Raw genomic sequence first — 19,223 nt, forward strand, 5'->3', positions numbered from 1 at the left:
TTACTCCTATTTAGCATACTCAATGGCCCTGGTTTCTCTCATAACAGTTACCTTAATGATACCTGGATAGGTAAGTTCTTTTTCAATCTTCTGAGCTATTTCCTTGGCAAGAAGATAGGCCCTTTCATCGGATACAACTCTACTATCAACAATAATTCTTACTTCCCTTCCAGCCTGAATGGCATAGGCCTTTTCCACACCTTCAAAAGAGGATGCTAAGTTCTCCAGTTCTCGAATACGCTTCAAATAGGCCTCAAGGAGCTCCCTTCTGGCACCAGGTCTTGCCCCAGAAAGGGCGTCAGAAACCTGAAGAAGTATTCCCAAAATAGTTGTAATAGGAATATCTTCGTGATGAGAGGCAATGGCATTGACTATATCTTCATCTTCTCCATATTTTCTGGCAAGCTCAGCTCCTATCAGGGCATGAGGACCTTCCTGTTCATAGCTTGCTGCCTTTCCAATATCATGTAAGAGAGCCGCTCTTTTTGCCCTTTTGGGATCAAGACCAAGTTCTCCAGCTAAGGCTGCACACATAATGGCAGTCTCAATAGAATGCTGCAGGACATTCTGGCTATAGCTTGTTCTGAATTTAAGTTTGCCCAAGAGTTTGATTAATTCTTGATGAATGCCATAGATTCCCAATTCAAAACAGGTCTTTTCCCCTACCTCAAGGAGATGCTGTTCCATCTCTTCTTCTACCTGTTTGACCACCTCTTCAATACGGGTAGGATGAATTCTTCCATCCGCTATAAGTCTTTCAAGGGAGATTCTGGCAATTTCTCTTCTATAAGGATCATGCGAGGAGAGGACAACCACCTCTGGTGTATCATCAATCAAAAGGTCAACTCCGGTTAAGGCCTCAAAGGTGCGAATGTTTCTGCCTTCTCTACCAATTATCCTTCCTTTCATCTCCTCACTCGGAAGTTGAACAACAGAGACGGTTTTTTCAGTAACAAAGGGGATAGCTGCTTTAGCAGTTGCATAGGCAATGATTTCCTGCGCCTTCTTTTTGGATTCTTCTCGGATTTCATTTTCAATCTTCATAATAACCCTGGCTTTTTCCTCTACCATCTCCTCCTCAATCTTTTTAAGGATGATTTCTCGGGCCTCCTTTTCTGAAAGACCGGAGATTCGCTCCAGTTCCTCTTTAGCTCTGTTTAAGGCCTCTTTAAGTTCTATTCTCTGGTTTTCGAGTTGATTTTTAAGATTTTCAATTTCAGATAGTTTCTTTTCTAAAAGCTCTTCCCTTTTAGTGAATTCTGTTTCCTTTCTGGCAAGATGTTCTTCCTTTTGTAGGAGCCTTTCCTCTTTTTGATTGAGGTCCTTTAATTTTTGTTGAAAGTTTTTTTCAAGTTCATTTTTGTGCTTTTGGAGTTCACTTTTGATTTCCTCGTCTGCTTTTTTGAGGCGATCAAGGGCCTCTTTTTCTCCTCGTAGAATTATCTCTTTAGATTTTTCTTCTGCTGAAAGGAGAATTACCTCAGCCTTTTCTTTGGCATGTTTCAGGATTTCTTCAGCTTCTTTTTCAGCTGATACACGAAGTTCTCTTTCTCTTCTTTTTTGTAAATAAAGATATAGACCTGCTAAGGCAAGGCCAAAAAGTAAACCAAGGATTAAAGCGAGAATGTAATACATAGACCCCTCCTCATTTTTATTTTAAAGGAGGGAGGGGTAAGAGGATTTAAAAAGAGAACCCCGGAGTACCGTGGCAGAGGTCCTGCTCAAAGCTCTGTGTTTTATAATCTTTGAGGAGGGGGTTGGTTAGCCCTATTTCCTCCAGACTCAAGAGCCCCAACACCACCTTACCTCTCATTTTTTTTGTGTTAGCTTGACAGGTCAATACTCTGCTCACGCGCACCCCAGGCCAAGGTCTTCCTTTTCTAAAAATTCTTCAAGCTTAGCAAGTTGGCCTTTAAGGAGGTTTTCAAGGGCATCTTTTTCCTTCTTCACTTTTATATAATCATAAGCCACCTGCATAAGTAACCAGATGGCAAGTTTGTAAGTAGGGACTTTTTTAAAAGTCTCTACCTCCTGCTTTTTGCCCTCTAAATAAGCTAAAACCTCCTTTATTTCTTCTTCCGGAAGGGAGCTCCGGAAGGTAAAAGATTGACCCAAAAATTCAAAGGTTACTTCATGGCTCATCATTTTTAAACTTGCGAAAGTTTTTCTATAAGGCCACCAATTTTCTCCTTTAAAACCCTCTTTTCCTCCTCCCTCCTATCTATTTCTTCTTTTAGCCTTCTATTTTCCTCTTCTTTGTCCTCTAATTTATTTAGTAGCTCTTCTCTCTCTTTTCTGAGTTGAATTACCGTAGAAATAAGACTATCTATTTTTGCTTCAAGTTCACTTACCTCTTGAAAAGCCATCCTAAAGCCTCCTGCAATTTTTATTTTAATAAAATCCCATTTTAAAATTTTGCAAGACCCTCTATGCATCCAAATCTTTTAAGCCTTAAATCTACCTCTTTTGGCAGATCAATCTGCCCTTTCCTTTATCATTAATTACAAAACCTTCCCTGTATAAATATTGTAAATCCTCTGGTAGGGGGTAAATAATTATTTGCACCTACATTGTTGTCCCCAAATCAATCCCATTTTTGAATAAAATTTATCTAATCCCCATATCCAAGTAGGGGCAAAACTATGTGTATGCCTGTTATGTGTTCCTTGGCATTACAGGGGTAGATACTCTAAAGGGCTTTTCTTTTTGATCTAAGGCTTTTATAATAAAAGCAATGTCTTTTAAAGAAGACTTTTTGAAGATTCCTAATTTAATCACCTTTTACCGATTTATAGTTTCATTTCTTATACCCTTTCTCTGGATTAAAGGGGTAGATTCGGCATGGATATATTTTTTTCTGATAACCGGGGCCTTAAGTGATGCCCTTGATGGTAATCTTGCCAGGCTCCTTAAGCAAAAAACCCCCTTAGGAAAAATCCTTGATCCATTAGCTGATAAGCTTTTTATTAATATGCTCTTTTTTCTTCTCTACTGGATGGATAGAATAGATTTATCCCTTTTTAGCTTGATTTTTGGCCGGGACCTCTTTATACTTCTTGGAGCTTTTTATCTTTTTAAAAGAGGACATCCTCTTACAGGCCTTAATCCCACTCTTTTAGGAAAGGCTTCCACTGTCTTTCAGCTTTTAAGTTTACTTGTTCTTTATATAGACCTTTATTTAAAAAATTTACCAGGCGAGTTTATTAAACAGATTCTTAATCTTACAATTTTTTTTACCGCAGCCTCAGGTTTTCATTATCTCCTTATCTTCAAGCGGCTCTGCCTCAAGAAGGTTATCCCGCACTCTTAAGATTTTCACCTTTATAAGTTTCCCTCTGGATGCTTCAGAAACCTTTCTATTTGGAATAAGCACCTGGAGGTAATTATCTGTAAGTGCCTTGATTGAACCTTTCTTTTCCTCTTCAAGAATGGCCTTTCTTACAGTTCCGAGATTCTTTTTAAGAAAGGAAAGCCTCTTTTCTCTGGAGAGTTTTTGTAAGATTTCAAGCCTCTTCTTTTTCTCCTCAGTAGAAACCTTGGAAGACATATTTTTAGCAGGAGTCCCGGGTCTTTCAGAAAAGGGAAAAATATGGAGCCAATTAAGTGGAGATTTCTCAATTAATGCATAGGTCTCAAAAAATTCCCTTTCACCCTCACCGGGAAAACCAATCAAGATATCTGCTCCAAAGGTTGCATAGGGAAAAAGACTGTAAAGGGCCCAAACCTTTTCTAAATATTCTTCAGCTGAATATTTGCGATTCATCTTTTGGAGAATTACATTAGAACCACTCTGTAAAGGTATGTGAAAGTGAGGACAGAGGAACTGGCTTTGACGAGCAAAAATTAAAAAATCCTCATTAATTTCATTTACTTCAAGGGATGAGAGCCTGAGATTCAGAGGCTTTTGAAAGGATTTAAGAAGTTCTTCAATTTTAAAGAGTAGCTCAGGAAGTTTCTTTTTAGGATTTAAGTCTTCTCCCCACATGCCAAGGTGGATTCCGGTTAAGACTATTTCTTCATAACCCTGTTCCAAAAAAATCCTTATCTGTTTCAAAATATGCTCTTCCCCTATGCTTCTTGAGGGCCCCCGACTATAAGGAACTATACAATAACTGCAAAAATTTGAACAGCCGTCCTGAATTTTTACAAAGGCCCGGGAGTGTCCATAAAATTCCTCAAGAATGAGGGGATAACAGGTCTCAAAGGTGGGATCAACTTGAATCATCAGGGATAGATTTTCCCTAAGTGTAGATTCTAAAAATTTTTCTGGCTCATATTTTTTGTCCTGCCCAAGGATGATAAAATGGGGAAACTCAAGATTTTTAGCCATCTCTTTAAACTCTTCAGCCAGAACCTGAGCAGAACAGCCTGTGAAAATTACAATCTTAGGTTGAAATTTTTTCCATTGTTTCAAAATTTTTTTAGCCTCAAGGCAGGCCCTTTCTGTTACTGCACAGCTATTGAGAATAAAAAGCTCTGCCCCTTCTTCTGATCGGGCAGGGTAAAAGCCTGTTTTTCTTAATCTCTCATGGATATAGGCACTTTCTACCTGATTGACCTTACACCCTAAGGTTTTAATCCAGAACTTCATGGGATAATAGACCTGAAATACTCAAATTAAAACAGGTTCTCCACCAATTTCCCTGATAAGGTGTTCAATCTCTTCAGGGGGGAGTTTGGTAACAGGCTCACCTTTCATGGCCTCACTAATTTTTTCTTCAATAACTGTGCCGTGGATGTGGTCTGCCCCAAAGAGGAGAGCAACCTGGGCAAGTCCAATACCCATAAAAACCCAGTAGGCCTTTATATGGGGAAAATTGTCAAGAATGAGGCGTGAAAGGGCAACAGTTTTAAGTATTTTTTGTGCAGAAGGTCCTTTTAAGTGAGAAAGTTTAGTGTGTTCTGGTAAAAAAGGGAGGGGAACAAAGGCAGAAAACCCTTTAGTTTCCTCTTGAATCTCTCTAAGTTTAAGGAGATGGTCAATTATTTCTTCTTCAGTCTCAATATGGCCAAAAAGCAAGGTAGCATTACTTTGGAGACCAAGACGATGAGCAATTTTTGTAATTTCTATCCAGCGCTCTGGGGAAATCTTAGCTGGATAAAGAGCTTTTCTCACTCTCTCAGAAAAAACCTCTGCCCCTCCTCCAGGAAGGGCATTTAAACCAGCCTCTTTAAGTTCTAAAAGAACCTCTTCAACAGGTTTTTTACTAATTTTACTAAGAAAATCTATTTCTACACAGGTAAAGGCTCTAATTCTGATTCCGGGATTTGCTTTTTTAACCTCTTTTATGAGATTTACATAATAATCATAGGGAAAAGCTGGATTTAATCCCCCAACAATGTGAACCTCTCGAAGGGAGTATTCTTGTGAAAGTGTGGTAAGGATTTCCTCTATGCTAAGGGTATAGGCTCCTTTTTCTTTGAGCTTTTTGTGATAACCACAAAACTTACAATCAAGAACACATATATTCGTGTAATTAATGTGGCGATTTATAGTGTAATAATATTTATTGCCGTGAATTTTTTCTTTGGCTTCCTGGGCAAGATGTCCAAGCTCAAAGAGATCTCCTTTTGTGTAGAGTTCTAAGAATTCTTTGCGGGAGAACATTGTAAAAGACCTAACTATTTAAATAGGACAATTTTCTGGACTCCGGAAGATTTCGTATGTTCCCTTTCTCAAGCATGGATATTTATCCCTTCTTTCGTTAAGCTTTTTTCTTCCCCTGGGTAAATTTTTAATAAGAGATTACATTATAAATGTAAACAAGTTTTTCGGAAAATCAACTTTGACCTTGCATAGGTTCTGATCATTTTAAGAAAAAAGAAGGGTGAAAAGAAGTGAGGAGTGAGGAGTGAGGAGTGAGAGGGGAGAGGGGAGAGGGGAGAGGGGAGAGGGGAGAGGTGAAAGGTGAGAGTAGGGGAAGCCCTTTGCGTGTCTGCCCAATAATGTAAAAAACACATAACAGGCAAACACATAGAGTTTCCAAAAAAGGGCAAATACATAGGTTTGCCCCTCCAAAATACAGGTTCATTTTCCTACAACCAAGTAGTATAAAAATTCTATAGAGTCTCAAAAGATATGGACGCATACACCCTCTTGACTTTTAATTCTTAACCAGAGATAATAGAAAAAGTAAGCCTCAGGAGGTAGGTATGGAAAACCTTGATCAAATAGTTTATCAGGCTGTTTTTGAGGAAACTCCAGAAGAAAAAAGTCAAAAATTGAAGAATTTAATTCTTACTCTCAATGAAAAAGGCTATAGAGGATATTCAATTTATCCCCTTTATCAGAAATTTTCTGAAAAATTTCTTGGCTTTACTGTGCCTGCTTTTAATATCAGGGGAATGACCTATGATGTAGCTAAGAGGGTCTTCAGAGTGGCCAAAAGGTTAAGGGTTGGGGCCTTTATCTTTGAGATTGCCAAATCAGAAATGGGCTATACTCGGCAAGATCCCCTTGAATATGCAACAGTAATACTTTCTGCTGCTTTAAAAGAGGAATATAGGGGCCCGGTTTTTATTCAAGGAGACCACTTTCAACTTAACCGCAAATCTTTTTTTACCAATCCCGAAAGGGAGAAGGGAAACCTGAAAAAGCTCATTCAAGAGGCCCTCTCAGCCCAATTTTATAATATTGATATTGATGCCTCAACCCTGGTAGAGCTTGAAAGGGAGACCCTTGATGAACAGCAAAGATTTAATTATGAGGTTACAGCTGAACTTGCAGAATATATAAGAACCTATGAACCAGAAGGAATAACTGTAAATCTGGGTGGCGAGATAGGGGAGATAGGTGGACATAATAGCACTCCGGAAGAACTGAGGGCCTTTATGGAGGGCTTTAAGAGGGTTTTTAAAGGAAAAGTGGGTATATCCAAAATTAGTGTGCAGACTGGAACTGCCCATGGTGGGGTGGTTCTTCCTGACGGAAGTGTGGCAGAGGTAGCTCTGGATTTTAATGTTTTAAAAACCCTTTCTCGTCTTGCAAGAGATGAATTTGGCTTGGCAGGAGCTGTTCAGCATGGGGCTTCAACTCTTCCTGAAGAGGCCTTTTACAAATTTCCAGAGTGTGAATGCGTGGAGGTACATCTTGCTACCGGTTTTCAAAACTTCCTTTACGATCATCCTGCTCTTCCTCAAGACTTTAGAGAAAAAATCTATAACTATTTAAAGACCAATCTGAAACAGGAATGGAAAGAAGGACAATCAGAGGCCCAGTTTCTTTATAAAACCCGTAAAAAGGGTTTTGGAATCTTTAAAAGGGAGTGGTGGGATCTCCCCTCAGAGACCAAAGAGGCTATCCTTTCAGATATGGAGGGGCTCTTTGAAAAAATTTTCAGGGCTCTACAAGTCACAGGGACACAAGAGATTATCCAAGGGCTTTATAAAACTTGCCAGGCAAGCTGAGGATAAGATTTTTTAATTCAAGTTCAGTTAGAATCTGGAGAAGAAGAGGTGGCGAGTAGCCTGTTTGTGAGACAATTTCTTCAAAGTGAATAGGATAAGAAGACATTAAGGAGAGCACCTTTTCTTCTTCAGCACTTAAAGGGATTTTAACTTTTTCTTTAAATGTAGAACTTTCCAGTCCAAAGAACTCAAGGATCTCTTTGGGGCTTGTTACAGGGATAGCTCCCTCTTTGATTAAATAGTGAGTGCCCTGACTTTGTTCAGAAAAGATACTACCTGGGACTGCAAAGACCTCTTTACCTTGTTCTTGGGCCCATCTTGCGGTAATCAGGGTTCCGCTTTTTTCTCCAGCCTCTATTACAAGAACTCCCTTTGAGAGACCAGAGATCAATCTATTCCTTCGGGGAAAGTTTTCCCTTTTTGGTTTAGTGCCCAGTGGAAATTCTGAGAGAATTGCCCCTCCAGATGCACATATTCTCTCGTAAAGAGACCTGTTTTCCGCTGGATAGATTACATCTAAAGCAGACCCAAGAATAGCTATAGTTTTGCCACCCCTTTCCACACATACTCTATGGACGATAGTATCAACTCCTCTGGCAAGGCCAGAGACAAGGCAAATTCCTGCGCATGTAAGTTCCTCAGCAAATCTTTCTGTAACTTCTTTCCCATAGGGAGTAGGCTTTCTTGAACCAACTATAGCAAGCTTAGGGGCAGAAGGAATCTCTCCCTTGATATAGAGAAAAAGAGGAGGATAGGGAATTGCCTTAAGTTCCTGAGGAAAGGCCTGGTCTCCAAGGAAAAGGATCTGAATCCCTTCTTTCTCAGCCCTTTCTATCTCCCTTTGGGCAAGCTTTTTTAAATTTAAAAGGTCTTCTTTATTCTCTTTGAGCAGACTATCCGTAAAATTTAAATCCTCTGCCCATTTTACGCATCTAAAGGCCCCTTTTTCTTTAAGATAGAGTCCGAGAAAGAGGAGTTTCTCTTCCATTATTTTTTAAAAATAAGAGCTACCCGATTAGGACTAAGGGAAATTTCCGCATAAGGTGTGAAATAGGAGCTAAGATTTGAGATCTCTCCAAGGGAATTTTCATCCAGAGGAAGGTCTGTTTCAAAGGTTAACCCCCCTTCTATTTCTCCAATAAGGATCTTCACATAAGCTCCCTCGCAGAAGGCAGGATAGAGTTTCTCTCCGAGAAGACAAAGGATCCCCTTTAATTCATTTAAAGGGATAGAAAGGATCACCTTTTGTAGTTCCTGAAGTTCCTTTTTTACTTTATGTTTAAAAAAGAGATTGGCTTCCCAGAAGAGAAGCTCCTTTTCCATAATCTCCCGTAGATCCCAGGGTCCTCTGTCTTCATTATTAATATCTCCGAGGGCAACTTCAAGTTGATCCTGAAGCCTCTGCAAAAAAGCCAGGGCCTTTTCCACATGGGTTTGGGCTTGAGAGGATAAAAATTGCTCTCTTTTCATAGAAAGTAACTGTAATTGTAAGGAGAGATTTTGAAGAGTTCCCTTTAAATTATGGAAATAACCTCTTACTAAGGAGCCCAAAGCAAGAGTTCTACAGAGTCTTTCATCCATGAAATATTATCCTCCTTTCAGATGTTCTCTACCCTGAAAGGCCTTTTTAAGGGTTAAAGGATCAGCAAATTGAATCTCCATACCCATGGGAATTCCACAGGCAAGCTTGGTAATAGTCAAGGGAAAGGGTTTTAAGATCTCTGCGATATAGGCAGAGGTTGCCTCACCTGAGAGAGTTGGAGAGAGAGCTAAGATAACTTCTTTTACCCCGCGCTCCTGAATAAGGTGCAGAAGGCTATCTAAACCAAGCTCCTTTGGTCCAAAGCCTTCCTTAGGGGAAAGGAGATAGTGTAAGACATAATAATATCCCTTATAAATTCCAATACTTTCAAGATGAAGAAGATTGACAGGATTTTCCACAATACAAAGTAGCTCCCTTTCTCGGGTTTTATCTTTGCAAATCCCACAGACCTCTTCCTCTGAAAGATTACGGCAGAATTTACAGAGCCTCACTCTAAAGGGAAGTTCTTTAATTAGATCCCCCAGAAATTCGCAAAGCCCTGGTTTGGAGAGTAAGAAAAGGGAAAGCCTGCTTGCGCTTTTTTCACCAATTCCAGGGAGACTACTAAGAGCAGAAATAAGTTTTTTTAGAGTGGGTGGATAGTGGTTTTGCATTTTAAAAGCCAGGTAGTTTAAAACCCGGAGGCAGGGCCAGGCCTCCTGTTATTTTAGCCATTTCCTCTTCCATCATGACCTTTACCTTCTTTAAGGCCTCATTCACTCCTGCCACAATTAAATCTTGAAGCATCTCCCGCTCTTCAGGTTTTAAAAGCTCCTCTTCCACCTCAATCGCAAGGATTTCCTGCCGACCATTGGCAGTAACCTTTACCATTCCACCCCCTACCTGGACTGTAACTGTTTTCTCTTCAAGGGCTTTGGTAGTTTCCTCCATTTTCTTTTGCATCCGCTGGACTTCTTTAAAAAGTTTTTGAAGCTCCTTGGGTAATTGCATAGCTCTACTCCTTTAGGGGTTGTATGTTTATAATTTTAGCTGAAAAGCTCTGGGCAATAAGCTTAACCTCAGGTCTATCCTTAACCTCCTCTATGGTTGCCCTTTTAGGGGTTTCAAAGATTAGATTGAGCTTTTTTCCAAAATAACTTTCAACCTTTTCTTTGAGAAGAGGCATATAGGTTGACTTAAGAAAGTCTTTATTAGCCTTAAGAGAAAGGTTAATTTCCTTTGCCTTTATTTCGGGTTCAGGTAACCCTGAAAGGAGACTATAAGGAGGGGGAGACTCTATTTTTAAGGTCTCTAAGAAGGAAGCCCAGCTTTTCTCAGATTCTATAGGGCTTAAGTTTTGAGGTATAAGAAGTCCTTCAGCGTTTTTGGAAAGATCTTCAAGTTTTTTAAGAATTTCCTGTAGAGGGATGAGTTTACCATGTTCACAAATCTTCGCTAAGGTGAGCTCAAATTGTAGTTGAGGATAGGGAGTGCCCTTGAGAATTTCAAGGTCTCTGAGTAAGGTATGGAGGATAAGTAAGAGGTCTTCCTGGGAAGTAATAACAAGAAGTTCCCTTAATCTGGGATTTTGAAGATTTAAAGAGCTTTCTTCAGGTAGGGCTTTGGCTAAGAAGAGGGCTCTGAAAAATTCAGTAAGCTTTTCAGTGAGATAAATAAGATCAAGTCCCCGTTCAAAAAGGTTTTGACTGAGAGTTAAGGCCTTCCGGAGATCTTTTTCTAAAAGAATCTGAGCTATTTCCTCAACTAAGGCCTCTTCATGCCAGCCAAGGGCTGTAATAAGTTCTTCCTTGGTTGCAACCCCGTAAGCCATAGCTTGATCAAGAAGAGAAAGGGCATCCCTCATACTTCCTTGAGCCTCTTTGGCAATAAGTTCTAAAGCAGAGGACTCTATGGCATAGGACTCCCGCTCAGATATACTCTTTAGAAACTGAACCATGGTCCTTAAATCAAGTCTTCTAAAGTCATATCTTTGACACCTTGAGAGAATAGTTGGAGGAAGTCTGTTTGGTTCTGTGGTTGCAAGTATAAAATAAACATGGGAAGGGGGTTCTTCTAAAGATTTAAGAAGGGCATTGGCTGCCTCTTTAGTTAACATGTGGGCTTCATCTATGATGTAAACCTTAGCCCTTCCTCTGGCTGGAGCATACTTTAGAGTTTCAATAAGCTCCCTTACTTGATCAATACCACGATTTGAGGCCGCATCTATCTCAAGGACATCTACAAAGATACCTTTGTTTATTTCCTGACAATTCAGACACTCATTACAGGGTTCAAACCCATCTTGAAGATTGAGACAATTTAAGGCTTTAGCTACAATTCTTGCAATGGTTGTTTTACCAGTTCCTTTAATTCCTGAAAAGAGAAGGGCATGAGTAAGTTTCCCAAGCCTTAGGGCATTCCTTAAGGTTTTTACTACATGGGATTGCCCCACAACCTCTGAAAATCTTCTGGGACGATATTTTCTTGCTAAAACCAGATAACTCATTAAGATTTTATTTTAATGTGCCTTCAGGAAAAGACAAGGTGATTTATGCGTCCATATCTCTTGAGACTCAAGAGGATTTTAAGGGGAAAGATTTAAAGCTTAAAAATATGGAGGCTTACATTTATATAGACAGCAAGCCTCTATGTTGGTAAAATAAAAAAAGAGATTTACTATTTTTTCATTTAAAGGGTGATAAAGGGGATTAAGGTATGTAGAGTCTGTTTATGGTGATGCTCTCAGACTGCCCTGTATAAGATTTTTGATTGCAGATAATCCGGGTGCAGGAAAAACCATAATGGCAGGACTGATTTTGAAGGAATTGAGGCTAAGACAATTGGCAAAAAGGATCTTACTGTAAGGTGGGGCAATGATGAACTGGGCTAAAATTATAATTGGCGACAGCAGAAAAATGATAGAAGTCAAAGAGAGCAGTGTAGATTTAATTATCACATCTCCACCTTACTGGCATATAAAAGATTATGGAGTTAAAGGTCAGATAGGATACGGGCAAAGCCTTCATGAGTATTTGAAAGATTTATACAGGATTTGGAAAGAGTGTTATCGGGTTCTTAAACCAGGAAGAAGATTATGTATAAATATAGGTGATCAATTTGCAAGGTCTATAATTTATGGTCAATATAAAATTATTCCACTTCATGCTGAAGTTATATCTCAATGCGAAGATATAGGGTTTGACTATATGGGTTCAATAATATGGCAGAAAAAAACCACTATGAATACAACGGGAGGAGCAAATGTAATGGGTTCATATCCATATCCACCTAATGGAATGATTGAAATTGATTATGAATTCATCCTAATCTTTAGAAAAGCTGGAAAGACTGAAAAAGTATCACAAGAAATTAAAGAAAAATCAAGATTAACAAAGGAAGAATGGAAAGAATACTTCTATGGACACTGGAACTTTGGAGGAGCAAAACAAATTCAGCACGAAGCCATGTTTCCAGAAGAATTACCAAAAAGACTAATAAGAATGTATTCATTTGTTGGTGATGTTGTTCTTGATCCTTTCTTAGGAAGCGGAACTACTATAAAATCTGCTTTGAATTTAAACAGAAACGCAATAGGATATGAAATTAATGAAAAATTTTTAGACATTATAAAAGAGAAACTCGGAATAAAACAAAGCATGTTAAAGTTTAGTGAAAACATTCAAATAATAAAACGGGAAATTCCAGTAGAAGTTGAAGAGATTTCTTATATTCCGAGAATTAAACCTGCAGAGCCAAAATTAGACCAAAAGAAGTTTAACTTTAATGGCGATAAACTCTACAAAGTGGTTGATGTTATAGATACTTATACTATTAAATTAAATACAGGTTTAATTATTAAGCTTTTAGGAGTAGAAGTCATCAAAAAGCAACAGGTGCTGGAATATCTAAATGATAGAGTTAAAGGAAAAGATGTTTATTTAAAATTTGATAAAGATTCTGTTTTAAATGAAAATACAGTTTGGGCTTATGTTTATTTAAAAAATAAAATTTTCGTGAACGCTTATCTGATTAAATCTGGACTTGCTGTTGCTGATAAGACAAAAGAGTATAGATATAAAACAAAGTTTATTGAGTTAGAAAAGGAGGTAAAAGATGGCAAAGGAATGGATTTTGAATATGGCAACAAATAGATGGGGGCTGAACAAAAAAGATAGTGTAGGACCGGTTTCTAAATGGATTCGTGAGTGTAGTCCTAAGAAAATTGAAGACTGGGAAAAATATTATTTTAATAAGCTCGCTGATTTTCTTAAAAGTAAGGGTATTTCTTTATCTCCGAAGGAATATATTGACCATTTAGGGAAGAAACTGTATATAAAAATCACGGAAGTTATTCAAGCGGAAATCGAAGAAGTGACAGAAGAAGATTGTATTGAATATATCTATAACCTTGTAATTGACAGGACTTATGATGGATATCAAACAGAAATAAAAACAATATATGGGAAATTACAAAAAGATTTAGGTATAGAGATAAAACCAGCTCCAGACGAGTGGGATAGACTTTATAATGTTGATTTTTACATTCAGGTAGGGGAAAAATATATAGGCTTACAAATAAAACCTATAACTTATGAACAAACACCAGAAATTTACAAATGGAAAGAGTGGTTGAGCAAAAGTCACAAAAAATTTGAGGGAAAATTTGGAGGTAAAGTATTTGTTATTTTCTCTATAAAGGAAGGTAAAAATAAAAAGATTTTTAATAAGGATATTGTAAATGAAATGAAAAAAGAAGTTCAAAGATTAGAAAAATTATATGAATTAACCGCATAAATTCCATAAAGAAGCTATTTTTTCAACATAATCAAAGTTATAAATAACAAGGTCAATTCGTGTAACTGATCAAAAAAACAAGCGGAAAAGTTAAATGAGATGTAAATAATGTTGCCTTTGTAATTTTTAATTATGGTAGTAACTGAGTGTAATAGAAGAAAATAGAGGATAAGGATAGAAATATTTTATATCTTGATTAGAATTTAATCTCCTTTTAGTTTTATTTTATTCCTTGTAAGGATGTGAGATGAAGCCCTGTCTCCCGGAGGGGGGCAGGAGACAGGGCTAAGAAAAGATTAGCCGTGAGAGGAAGGGAAGAAGGTGTAACTTATCCAGACAAGGACTAATAATAAAATTATGCCAAGACCAATACAACCCCAAACTAATTTGCTTTCAAAAGGTAGCCAGGGATCATACTGCATCTTTTCAAGTTCCTCTGCAATTTGTTCAGTTCTTACCTCTTCAGCCATGTTTCACCTCCTACTTACTTATTGACCTACCATGGGTGGCTTTACACCGTGGAAGAAAATCCAGGAAATCAAAAGTCCAATCCAGATGATAAAACCAAAGAGACAGACCACATAGACCACTGCAAGTTTGCCGAGACCTTCTGCCCAGAGTTTTCTAAAGTCTGAAATGACCCCGATGGTGAAGAAGGTGATTAAGAAGAAGAGAACCCTTAAGGCATTTGTGCCAGCAGTAGCAGTTTTAGTCTGATCAACTACCTTTTTAGAATCTTTAATTTCTTCTTTTTTAGCCTTAATCTGAGCTTTTAACTCATTTAATTTGGCTTTAAGTTGCTCTTGAATGGCTGCATCCTGAGTAGTAGCAAGCTGAGCCTCAATTTTTTTGGCATCCTTTTCTATTAATTTTATTTGATCTTCAACAGATTTAACCTTGGGGGCATGGGGAGCAGAAATTATCAGCACCACAAGAAATCCAACAAAATAGGCAAGAACAAACTTAGGAAATCTTTTCCAGATTTCACCAAGGCTAACTCTTTCTCCAGGTTTGCATTCAACAAAAGCACACCAGATATAAGCTAATAAAAAGGCCCAGATACTAATAAAGATATCAATAAAAAGTTTTGTAGTTGCAGCAGCCATAAGAATCCAGCCTTCTTCATATTTGATACCAGCCACAGCCTCAGCCTTAGCCCTTATAAGGGCATCAGTTATAGCTCCAGAAGCAAAGGCAGCTCCATCAGTTTTTACTGCAAGCCCCATCCAGGCACCAGCAACCATAGGCTCTTTCCAGAGGAATATCTGAGCCAGAAAAGGCAAAATAACAAGCTCCATGACCGCAAAGATTACCACAAGAGAGGCAACCATAATGGGAACCACAGGTCTTGCTCTTATAGCGCCTCCTGCAGCAATTGCCGCTGAAACTCCACAAATGGAAATACCTGCTGCTAAAGGAGCAGCCCACTCTTTACTGAATTTGAAATAGCGTCTGGCAATGAAATAGACAAGAGCCCAGTAGATTAGATAGGCTTCAACTATAGCACAAAGTCCTCTAAAAAATATTGCTGAAGCAAGTCCAAAGGCCTCTGCAGACTTTAAGCCAAGAAGAGCACCCATAAGACCAATAGCTGTCTTGATATAAAATTCAGGCCTGCAGGCTTCTTCCAAAAATTGGGCAAAGGGTCTGAAGAAGTTTCCAATTATAAGCCCAAGGGCAAGAGCAAAAATAAAACCTCCCTCTCCTGTCAATTTTAAAGCCCAGGGAATGTTAAATTTCTTAGGATCAGTGGCTGCAAAATAGGCATAATGACCAATCAACCAGCAGATATAGCTCAACCAGAAAATAAAGAAAAATCCAACCACAAATTTTCCTACATTAGCCCCGAGGAGATAGGCTCCAATAGCAAGAATTATCGTTAAAAAGATATAAGTAAGAACTAAAGAGGCAAAACCAGAAAGTCCCTTTTTCTCATAGGTCTGACCCACTTGATACTTAGTTGGATCATCAACGGTTACAGTCTGTTCCTTTCCATCCTTGGTTTTAATGGTAAGTTTGTTACCTTCAATTTTGGTGATTTCACCTTTGATTCCCTGATATTTTTTCCCTACAGGGCCTAAAGCCTTTTCAATCTGAATCCACTCGTTAGTGCTTATCACCCATCCGAAGGGGTCAATTCCTTTATAAGCAAGTAAAGAAACTAAAAATAAAATAATAGCTAACCAAAAAGCTAACCAGTCTTCATTTAAAACTCCCTTTTTGGCCTCTTCAGCCATATCCTCACCTCCTGCAATAAAGAATTTTTATGGCATAAACCCTCTGGAAAAAACTACTTCAACCCTTTCCACGCATAGCTCTCACCTCCTTTGAGAGGATTTATTAAAGTTTAATCTCAAGAACTATGCCAAAATAAAACTTAAATAAAATCAAAGATTCCATGTCATTTATGTAACCGATCAGAAATAAATTAGAATTGAGATGTTACCTAAAGGTAACAAAAATTCTTGACAAATTTACTAAATGATTTAAAATTTTATATAGAATTTTGGGAGGTGCTATCTATGGACTTAAATAGAAGGCAGTTTTTTAAAGTTCTTGCAGGGATTACCGCTCTTACCATTGCTCCTAAAAAAAGTTTGGCCTATCAGGGTAAATTTGCAACCCTTATTGATCTTACCAGATGTGATGGCTGTAAGGATGAGCCCATTCCAAGGTGTGTTAAGGCCTGTAGGGAGGAAAATAAGCATCGTTTCCCTGAACCACAAAAGCCCATAATGCCTTACTGGCCAAGAAAGACCTATGAGGACTGGTCTGACAAAAGGGAAAAGATTGATACCCTTACTCCCTATAACTGGCTCTTTATTCAAAAAGTTGAGGTTGATGGAAAGACCCTTTATATTCCAAGAAGGTGTATGCATTGTGATACTCCTCCCTGTGTTAAAGGATGTCCCTTTGGGGCTTTATCAAAACAGCCAGAGGGGAATACTATTATAGATCACTCCATATGTTTTGGGGGAGCAAAGTGCAGAGATATTTGTCCTTGGCACATTCCACAGAGACAAGCAGGGGTTGGGATTTATCTTAAGCTTATGCCTAAATTTGCAGGTGGAGGAGTGATGTATAAATGTGATCTTTGTGATAGTAGAATTAAAAGAGGGGAGGAACCTGCCTGTGTGGTAGCCTGCAGAGAGAGGCTTAAGGACAGAGCTGTTTATAAATTTGGGCCAAGAGATGTAATTTATGCTGAGGTCAAAAATAGAGCGGAAAAGGAGGATTTATATATTTATGGCGATATTCAAAATGGTGGGACCTCAACTTTTTATCTCTCAGCTATTCCTTTTGAAAAGATAGAGGCAAAATTAAAGGAAATGAAAGCGAGATTTCAGATGCCGGTAACAGTTAAGAATCTTTACAAAGAGGATATTAATCCCTGGGGTAAAGTGGTTCTTGCTGCTTCTGTTTTAGGGGCATTAACAGGCATTGCTGGTGCCTACATCTCTAAGAAAAAGGATGAGGAGGTGGTTTAAGATGGGTAAAAAAATAAAGCGCTATGGTGCTATTATTCGCTTAGAACATTGGGTGGTTGCACTTTCAGGAATTATGCTCATTTTTACAGGGCTTGGGTGCTTACCTCTCTTTAAAAGATATTACATAACAGAGATTCCAGGTTTTGCATGGACCGCAAATTTTTACACCATTACCAAATTGCATTACATCTTTGCAATTTTTTTTGTCTTTGCTGTAGTTTTTCACCTCTTTTATCATGCTCTAAGAAAAGATTTTGGGCTTTTACCAAAAAAAGGAGACCTTGTGGCCTCTTTTAAGATGATCCTTGCTTCCTTTGGACTTAGCAAGGAACCTCCTTCAGATAAGTGGCTTCCTGAACAGAGATGGGCTTATGTGGGTATAGGTATCATTACTCTTGTAGTTCTCATAACTGGAATAATAAAAGTTTTGAAAAATCTGGAGTGGATTTATTTAGGTCCAAAGCTTGAGTCAACCATGAATCTTCTTCATACAATTTCAGGAGGATTATTTATATTGCTCTTTTTCATCCATATCTTTTTTGTTTTTGCAGTAAAATCTAACTGGCCCCTTTTCAAAGCCATGCTTACAGGCTATGTAGATGAAGAGTATGTTAAGCACAGACATTCTCTTTGGTATGAAAGGATTAGAAGAAAACTTCAGTGAGATTCAAAATTTTTGAGTTTCTGCCAGAGGGTCTTTCTGGAGATACCAAGCCTTCTGGCAGCTTCGCTCTTTTTTCCTTTACATTCTTTTAAGGTTTGGAGTATGATTTCTCTTTCAAGTAGGGCCCTACACCTTTTGTAATCATGTGCAGGGTGGATCTCTCTATTTTTTGGTAAAAGCTCTTCAGGTAGATCATGCAGGGTAATAAGATTGTTTTGGGAGAGAAGGATTGCTCGTTCTATCAAATGCTTTAGTTCTCGCACATTACCTGGATAATCATAACTTAAAAAAAACATATAAGCCTCTTGTGAAATCTGAGGTATGGGTCTACCATGTTTTTGAGCAAAATAATTGAGAAAGTATCTGATAAGGGATGGAATATCTTCCTTTCTTTCCCGCAATGGAGGGATTTTGAGGGGTATAACATTTAGGCGATAATAAAGATCATCTCTGAATTTCCCTTCTTCTACTAATTTTTTAAGGTCTCTATTGGTGGTAAAAAGATATCGGGTATTTACTTTGACCTCCCTTTTTGAGCCAAGGGGATAAAAGGAATTGGTTTCAAGGACTCTCAGGAGTTTGGGCTGGATATTTAAGGGTAGGTCCCCTATTTCGTCTAAAAGTATGGTTCCTCCGTTGGCTAATTCCAGTTTTCCTTTTTTAGATTCTGTTGCTCCAGTAAAGGCTCCTTTATCAAAACCAAAGAGCTCTGCCTCAAAAAGGGTATCAGGAATGGCGGTGCAGTTAATTTTAATATATGGCCCATCTCTGCGGGAAGAGAGTTTATGAATGAGATCAGCCACAAGTTCTTTACCTGTGCCTGATTCTCCATAAATTAAGGCAGGAACATCAGATCTGGCAATTATTTCAATTTTTTGTTTCAATTCCTTTATAATTTTACTTTCTCCAATTAGTTCCACTGTCAATTTTTCAGCGGGGATTCTTTCTTTAAGGAGTTCTAATTCTCTTTCCAGGCGTTTAAATTTAAAAAACTTTTCTAAGGCAATAAGGAGCTCTTCTTCTTGAAAGGGTTTGGCTAAATAATCAAAGGCTCCATCCTTAATAGCCTGGACCGCTGATTTTACTTCTGCATAGGCAGTAATAATGATTACACCAGTATCAGGAGTGAGGGCTTTTATTTCTTTAAGCAGTTCAAGACCATCATAATCCGGAAGTTTTAAATCTAAAAGGACAACATCAAAAAACTCTTTAGCCAAAAGTGTTAAGGCCTTGAGGCCTGTCTCGCATACTCTAACCTCAAAACCATGAGATGTTAGAATACCCTGTAGAGCGGTTCTTATAAGAATCTCATCATCAATAACCAGTATGCGGATTTTGTCCATAAAAG

19 protein-coding genes are annotated in these 19,223 nt (G+C 38.3%); 6 read left to right on the plus strand and 13 right to left on the minus strand.

The features are described from left to right. Nucleotides 1-6 precede the first annotated feature (6 nt). The 3 genes from rny to zapB all read right to left on the minus strand — a co-directional run bounded on the left by rny (nucleotide 7) and on the right by zapB (nucleotide 2,366). On the minus strand, nucleotides 7-1,635 hold the full coding sequence (rny, locus tag THC_RS07370; RefSeq protein WP_068515492.1) for a ribonuclease Y: 1,629 nt from the start codon (nucleotides 1,633-1,635) through the stop codon (nucleotides 7-9). 213 nt (nucleotides 1,636-1,848) lie between these two features. Next, nucleotides 1,849-2,145 carry a cell division protein ZapA gene (locus tag THC_RS07375; protein WP_068515494.1) on the minus strand — a complete coding sequence of 99 codons (297 nt, stop codon included), beginning with the start codon at nucleotides 2,143-2,145 and terminating at the stop codon, nucleotides 1,849-1,851. 2 nt (nucleotides 2,146-2,147) lie between these two features. Next, nucleotides 2,148-2,366, minus strand: a complete 219-nt coding sequence (gene zapB, locus THC_RS07380; protein WP_167344335.1) for a cell division protein ZapB — start codon at nucleotides 2,364-2,366, stop codon at nucleotides 2,148-2,150. A gap of 389 nt (nucleotides 2,367-2,755) precedes the next feature. Between zapB and THC_RS07385 the strand changes: the two genes are divergently transcribed. Then, entirely contained in the window at nucleotides 2,756-3,310 is a 555-nt protein-coding gene (locus tag THC_RS07385) for a CDP-alcohol phosphatidyltransferase family protein (protein WP_068515500.1), read from the plus strand. On the opposite strand, the gene mtaB is transcribed toward THC_RS07385, so the two are convergent. Both mtaB and THC_RS07395 read right to left on the minus strand, forming a co-directional pair. Further along, the gene (gene mtaB / locus THC_RS07390; protein WP_068515505.1) at nucleotides 3,245-4,591 is read right to left on the minus strand and encodes a tRNA (N(6)-L-threonylcarbamoyladenosine(37)-C(2))-methylthiotransferase MtaB; all 1,347 of its coding nucleotides are present in this window, start codon (nucleotides 4,589-4,591) and stop codon (nucleotides 3,245-3,247) included. The two genes, THC_RS07385 and mtaB, sit on opposite strands and share 66 nt — an antisense overlap. 21 nt (nucleotides 4,592-4,612) lie before the next feature. Then, a complete protein-coding gene (locus THC_RS07395; RefSeq protein WP_068515508.1) occupies nucleotides 4,613-5,608 on the minus strand; it encodes a CofH family radical SAM protein in 996 nt (331 codons plus the stop codon). A gap of 545 nt (nucleotides 5,609-6,153) precedes the next feature. Here THC_RS07395 and THC_RS07405 point away from each other — a divergent pair. Then, complete coding sequence (locus THC_RS07405) at nucleotides 6,154-7,407, plus strand: class II fructose-bisphosphate aldolase (protein ID WP_068515516.1); 1,254 nt, start codon at nucleotides 6,154-6,156, stop codon at nucleotides 7,405-7,407. Here the strand turns inward: THC_RS07405 and dprA are convergent. Genes dprA through dnaX form a run of 5 tightly spaced genes read right to left on the minus strand, consistent with a single transcriptional unit; the run spans nucleotide 7,370 to nucleotide 11,435 of the window. Further along, nucleotides 7,370-8,395 (minus strand): DNA-processing protein DprA, encoded by a 1,026-nt coding sequence (gene dprA / locus THC_RS07410; RefSeq protein WP_068515519.1) that lies wholly within the window; start codon nucleotides 8,393-8,395, stop codon nucleotides 7,370-7,372. The genes THC_RS07405 and dprA overlap by 38 nt on opposite strands. Next, on the minus strand, nucleotides 8,395-8,988 hold the full coding sequence (locus THC_RS07415; protein WP_068515521.1) for a hypothetical protein: 594 nt from the start codon (nucleotides 8,986-8,988) through the stop codon (nucleotides 8,395-8,397). The genes dprA and THC_RS07415 overlap by 1 nt, the downstream gene beginning before the upstream one ends. Before the next feature lie 6 nt (nucleotides 8,989-8,994). Next, on the minus strand, nucleotides 8,995-9,603 hold the full coding sequence (recR, locus tag THC_RS07420) for a recombination mediator RecR (RefSeq protein ID WP_068515524.1): 609 nt from the start codon (nucleotides 9,601-9,603) through the stop codon (nucleotides 8,995-8,997). A gap of 1 nt (nucleotide 9,604) precedes the next feature. Further along, on the minus strand, nucleotides 9,605-9,940 hold the full coding sequence (locus tag THC_RS07425) for a YbaB/EbfC family nucleoid-associated protein (RefSeq protein ID WP_068515527.1): 336 nt from the start codon (nucleotides 9,938-9,940) through the stop codon (nucleotides 9,605-9,607). A gap of 4 nt (nucleotides 9,941-9,944) precedes the next feature. Next, on the minus strand, nucleotides 9,945-11,435 hold the full coding sequence (dnaX, locus tag THC_RS07430; protein ID WP_068515530.1) for a DNA polymerase III subunit gamma/tau: 1,491 nt from the start codon (nucleotides 11,433-11,435) through the stop codon (nucleotides 9,945-9,947). 367 nt (nucleotides 11,436-11,802) lie between these two features. On the opposite strand from dnaX, the gene THC_RS07435 reads away from it, so the two are divergent. Continuing rightward, complete coding sequence (locus tag THC_RS07435; protein WP_068515532.1) at nucleotides 11,803-13,080, plus strand: DNA methyltransferase; 1,278 nt, start codon at nucleotides 11,803-11,805, stop codon at nucleotides 13,078-13,080. After that, the gene (locus tag THC_RS07440) at nucleotides 13,043-13,723 is read left to right on the plus strand and encodes an MjaI family restriction endonuclease (protein WP_068515535.1); all 681 of its coding nucleotides are present in this window, start codon (nucleotides 13,043-13,045) and stop codon (nucleotides 13,721-13,723) included. Before THC_RS07435 ends, THC_RS07440 begins: the two co-directional genes overlap by 38 nt. A gap of 296 nt (nucleotides 13,724-14,019) precedes the next feature. Here THC_RS07440 and THC_RS09500 read toward each other — a convergent pair whose 3' ends face one another. Next, nucleotides 14,020-14,193 carry a hypothetical protein gene (locus tag THC_RS09500; RefSeq protein WP_167344336.1) on the minus strand — a complete coding sequence of 58 codons (174 nt, stop codon included), beginning with the start codon at nucleotides 14,191-14,193 and terminating at the stop codon, nucleotides 14,020-14,022. An 18-nt stretch (nucleotides 14,194-14,211) separates the two neighbouring features. Next, nucleotides 14,212-15,960, minus strand: coding sequence for a putative sulfate exporter family transporter (locus THC_RS07445; RefSeq protein ID WP_068515538.1), 1,749 nt, complete (start codon nucleotides 15,958-15,960; stop codon nucleotides 14,212-14,214). Nucleotides 15,961-16,245: 285 nt separating this feature from the next. On the opposite strand from THC_RS07445, the gene THC_RS07450 reads away from it, so the two are divergent. Continuing rightward, nucleotides 16,246-17,211, plus strand: coding sequence for a 4Fe-4S dicluster domain-containing protein (locus THC_RS07450; RefSeq protein ID WP_068515541.1), 966 nt, complete (start codon nucleotides 16,246-16,248; stop codon nucleotides 17,209-17,211). A 1-nt stretch (nucleotide 17,212) separates the two neighbouring features. Then, nucleotides 17,213-17,875, plus strand: a complete 663-nt coding sequence (locus tag THC_RS07455) for a formate dehydrogenase subunit gamma (RefSeq protein WP_068515547.1) — start codon at nucleotides 17,213-17,215, stop codon at nucleotides 17,873-17,875. Here the strand turns inward: THC_RS07455 and THC_RS07460 are convergent. Beyond that, a complete protein-coding gene (locus THC_RS07460) occupies nucleotides 17,869-19,218 on the minus strand; it encodes a sigma-54-dependent transcriptional regulator (RefSeq protein WP_068515551.1) in 1,350 nt (449 codons plus the stop codon). The genes THC_RS07455 and THC_RS07460 overlap by 7 nt on opposite strands. Nucleotides 19,219-19,223 lie beyond the last annotated feature (5 nt).

Origin of the sequence: Caldimicrobium thiodismutans (assembly GCF_001548275.1) — a bacterium.
In the GTDB taxonomy this organism is placed as follows: Bacteria; Desulfobacterota; Thermodesulfobacteria; order Thermodesulfobacteriales; family Thermodesulfobacteriaceae; genus Caldimicrobium; species Caldimicrobium thiodismutans.

Coding starts and splice junctions, on each gene's coding strand:
- THC_RS07450 (WP_068515541.1), top strand. CDS start 16,246: ATGGACTTAAATAGAAGGCAGTTTTTTAAAGTTCTTGCAGGGATTACC.
- zapB (WP_167344335.1), bottom strand. CDS start 2,366: ATGGCTTTTCAAGAGGTAAGTGAACTTGAAGCAAAAATAGATAGTCTT.
- THC_RS07395 (WP_068515508.1), bottom strand. CDS start 5,608: ATGTTCTCCCGCAAAGAATTCTTAGAACTCTACACAAAAGGAGATCTC.
- rny (WP_068515492.1), bottom strand. CDS start 1,635: ATGTATTACATTCTCGCTTTAATCCTTGGTTTACTTTTTGGCCTTGCC.
- THC_RS07440 (WP_068515535.1), top strand. CDS start 13,043: ATGGCAAAGGAATGGATTTTGAATATGGCAACAAATAGATGGGGGCTG.
- THC_RS07455 (WP_068515547.1), top strand. CDS start 17,213: ATGGGTAAAAAAATAAAGCGCTATGGTGCTATTATTCGCTTAGAACAT.
- THC_RS07435 (WP_068515532.1), top strand. CDS start 11,803: ATGATGAACTGGGCTAAAATTATAATTGGCGACAGCAGAAAAATGATA.
- THC_RS07445 (WP_068515538.1), bottom strand. CDS start 15,960: ATGGCTGAAGAGGCCAAAAAGGGAGTTTTAAATGAAGACTGGTTAGCT.
- THC_RS07460 (WP_068515551.1), bottom strand. CDS start 19,218: ATGGACAAAATCCGCATACTGGTTATTGATGATGAGATTCTTATAAGA.
- THC_RS07415 (WP_068515521.1), bottom strand. CDS start 8,988: ATGGATGAAAGACTCTGTAGAACTCTTGCTTTGGGCTCCTTAGTAAGA.
- mtaB (WP_068515505.1), bottom strand. CDS start 4,591: ATGAAGTTCTGGATTAAAACCTTAGGGTGTAAGGTCAATCAGGTAGAA.
- THC_RS07405 (WP_068515516.1), top strand. CDS start 6,154: ATGGAAAACCTTGATCAAATAGTTTATCAGGCTGTTTTTGAGGAAACT.
- dprA (WP_068515519.1), bottom strand. CDS start 8,395: ATGGAAGAGAAACTCCTCTTTCTCGGACTCTATCTTAAAGAAAAAGGG.
- recR (WP_068515524.1), bottom strand. CDS start 9,603: ATGCAAAACCACTATCCACCCACTCTAAAAAAACTTATTTCTGCTCTT.
- THC_RS09500 (WP_167344336.1), bottom strand. CDS start 14,193: ATGGCTGAAGAGGTAAGAACTGAACAAATTGCAGAGGAACTTGAAAAG.
- THC_RS07425 (WP_068515527.1), bottom strand. CDS start 9,940: ATGCAATTACCCAAGGAGCTTCAAAAACTTTTTAAAGAAGTCCAGCGG.
- dnaX (WP_068515530.1), bottom strand. CDS start 11,435: ATGAGTTATCTGGTTTTAGCAAGAAAATATCGTCCCAGAAGATTTTCA.
- THC_RS07375 (WP_068515494.1), bottom strand. CDS start 2,145: ATGATGAGCCATGAAGTAACCTTTGAATTTTTGGGTCAATCTTTTACC.